At 70.7% G+C, this 2,894-nt stretch carries 3 protein-coding genes; all 3 read left to right on the top strand.

The window, feature by feature from the left end; translation table 11 throughout:
• Positions 1-1,584, top strand: a 1,584-nt coding sequence (gene feoB, locus VI238_RS14295; RefSeq protein ID WP_331652518.1) for a ferrous iron transporter B, incomplete at its 5' end; no start/stop codon positions are given.
• Positions 1,581-1,886, top strand: coding sequence for a DUF6587 family protein (locus VI238_RS14300; RefSeq protein ID WP_331652520.1), 306 nt, complete (start codon positions 1,581-1,583; stop codon positions 1,884-1,886). The genes feoB and VI238_RS14300, both read left to right, overlap by 4 nt.
• A gap of 87 nt (positions 1,887-1,973) precedes the next feature.
• On the top strand, positions 1,974-2,777 hold the full coding sequence (locus VI238_RS14305; protein ID WP_331652522.1) for a hypothetical protein: 804 nt from the start codon (positions 1,974-1,976) through the stop codon (positions 2,775-2,777).
• Positions 2,778-2,894 lie beyond the last annotated feature (117 nt).

Consider the following 2,894-nt stretch of genomic DNA (forward strand, 5'->3'; position numbering starts at 1 on the left):
GACGCGACCAACCTGCGCCTGCACTTGCGCTTCGTGCTCGAGGTGAAGCGGCTCGGCCGGCCCATGGTGCTCGCGCTCAACATGATCGATGCCGCGCACAAGCGCAGCATCCGCATCGATACGGCCGCGCTCGAATCCGCACTCGGCATGCCCGTGGTCGAGACGATCGCGGTGAAGCAGGGCGGTGCGGCCGCGCTCGTCGAACGCATCGACGCGATGCCCGTGCCGCAGGTTCCGGCACCCGCCTCGGGAGCCGGCGACCTCGTTGCATCCGGCACGCCGCCGATCGAGGACGACCTGCACGCGCGCGTGCGCGCGCTGCTCGCCGCGACCGTGACGATGCCGCGCGCGACGGCCGCGGCCGACGACGCGATCGATGCGATCGTGCTGCATCCGGTGTTCGGCCTCGCGATCCTCGCGACCGTGATGTTCCTGATCTTCCAGGCCGTGTTCTCGTGGGCCGCGCCGCTGCAGGACGCGGTGTCGGCCGCGGTCGCCGCGAGCGGCGCCTGGGTCGGCGGCCTGCTCGCGTCGATGCCGCTGCTGCAGAGCCTCGTCACCGACGGCATCTTCGCCGGACTCGGCACCGTGCTCGAGTTCCTGCCGCAGATCCTCGTGCTGTTCCTGTTCATCCTCGTGCTCGAGGAATCGGGCTACCTGCCGCGCGCGGCGTTCCTGCTCGACAAGCTCATGTTCAAGGCGGGTCTGACCGGGCGCTCGTTCATCCCGCTGCTGTCGAGCTTCGCCTGCGCGATCCCGGGCATCATGGCGACGCGCAGCATCGCCGACCCGCGCGACCGCCTCACGACGATCCTCGTCGCCCCGCTCATGACGTGTTCGGCGCGCCTGCCCGTGTACACGCTGCTGATCGCCGCGTTCATCCCGCGGCACGCGGTGCTCGGCGTGTTCAACCTGCAGGGCGTGGTGCTGTTCACGCTGTACTTCGCCGGCATCGCGAGCGCGCTCGCGGTCGCGTGGGTGATCAAGCGCCTGCGCAGCGACAAGAGCGACCACGCGCTCATCATGGAGCTGCCGTCCTATCGCATGCCGAACCCGCGCGACGTGCTGTGGGGGCTGTGGGAGCGCGCGAAGATCTTCCTGCGCCGCGTCGGCGGCATCCTGCTCGCGTTGACCGTGCTGCTGTGGTTCCTGTCGAGCTTCCCGGCGCCGCCGGACGGCGCGACGCAGCCGCCGATCGACTACAGCTTCGCAGGCCATATCGGCAAGTGGATGACGGTCGTATTCGCGCCGATCGGCTTCAACTGGCAGATCTGCGTCGCGTTGATCCCGGGCCTGGCCGCGCGCGAAGTCGCCGTGTCCTCGCTCGCGACCGTGTACGCACTGTCGGCGGGCGACGGCGCCGAGACGGCGCTCGGTGCGACGATCGCCGCGCAGTGGTCGCTCGCGACCGCGCTGTCGCTGCTCGCGTGGTACGTGTTCGCGCCGCAATGCATGTCCACGCTCGCGGTGATCCGACGCGAGACGAATTCGTGGCGCAACGTCTGGATCGCCGCGGGTTACCTGTTCGGCCTCGCGTATCTCGCGTCGTTCGTCACCTACCAGATCGCGAGGGCCCTGACATGAGCGCGTCGTTGCTGCAGGCGATCGTGCTCGCGCTCGCGGTCGTGTGGAGCGCATGGTCGGCGCTGCATCGGTTGCTGCCCGTGACGATGCGACGCCTGCAGGCTCGCATGCTCGCGCCGCTCGATCGCGCCGGCAAGCCCGCGTGGCTGCGGCTGCTCGCCGCGCGCCTGCAGCCGAAGGCGACCACGGGCGCGAGCTGCGGCGACGGCTGTTCCAGCTGCGGCGGTTGCTCCGCGGCGCAGTCGCGACCGGCCGACGCGCCCATGCCGCTCGCGTTCCGTCCGCGCTCGAAGCCGCACTGAATCGCGGCCCAACGGGGCCGCCGTGGCGGTGATCGCCGCGCGCGCATGTTGCGGCAAAATCCTCCGACACGATGGAGGACGACGACCGTGACGACTGCCTGCTCCCGCCTGTTCGCCGCGACCCTCGCCGTGTTCGCGACCGACGCCGCTCGTGCCGAATCGCGCGCGCTCGATCCCGCGAGCCTCTGGCTCGGCGGCTATTTCACCAATGCCGATCTCGCGATTCGCGCGAGCACCGATCCGGGCGGCATCGACACGGGTCGCGTCGATCTCGCTTCCGGCCACGAGACGGTCGGTCGCGCACGCCTCGATCTGGTGTTCTGGGAGTCGCAAGGGCTCACGTTCGACTACTACTCGCTCGGCCGCTCGACCCGCCACGTGCTCGACCAGCCGTTCTCGTACCAGGGTACGGCGTACGACCTCGATTCGACCCTGACCGCGAAGTTCGACCTCGCCGCGGGCAGCGCCGCATGGCGCTTCTGGTTCGGCGGCGAGGACGACGTGTTCGGCCTCGGTCTCGGTGCGGTCTACTACCAGGCGAAACTGCGCGTGACGGGCACCGCGACCCTCAACGGCGTCTCGACCGACGTCGCGCAGCGCTGGGACGAGGACGCGGTCGCGCCGCTCGTGACGCTCGGCTACAGGCACGCGTTCTCCGAGGACCTGCGCGTCTACCTCGATGCGTCGGGCGTGCGCAAGAACGGCGGGGCGCTGTCGGGGCACATCTACGACGCGCGCATCGGCCTGGAGTGGTTCCCGTGGCACGACGTCGGCGTCGGCGCCGAGTACGGCGTCTCGCGCATCCGCCTGCGCCGCAATGGCGATCTCTACGACGCGGGCCTCGACATCGACCTCGACGGCCCGTCGCTGTTCGCGCGCTATCGGTTCTGACGCGGGCGCGCGCCCCTCGGCCGCGCGCGGGGTGGCGAACGCCGCCGTGCGGCCACCTCGGGCCGCCGATGGCAGCCGCTGAACGGCGGCGATCGACGGGCGCCAGCGCGCGTCGCA

Origin of the sequence: Dokdonella sp. (assembly GCF_036518555.1) — a bacterium.
Classification (GTDB): domain Bacteria; phylum Pseudomonadota; class Gammaproteobacteria; order Xanthomonadales; family Rhodanobacteraceae; genus Dokdonella_A.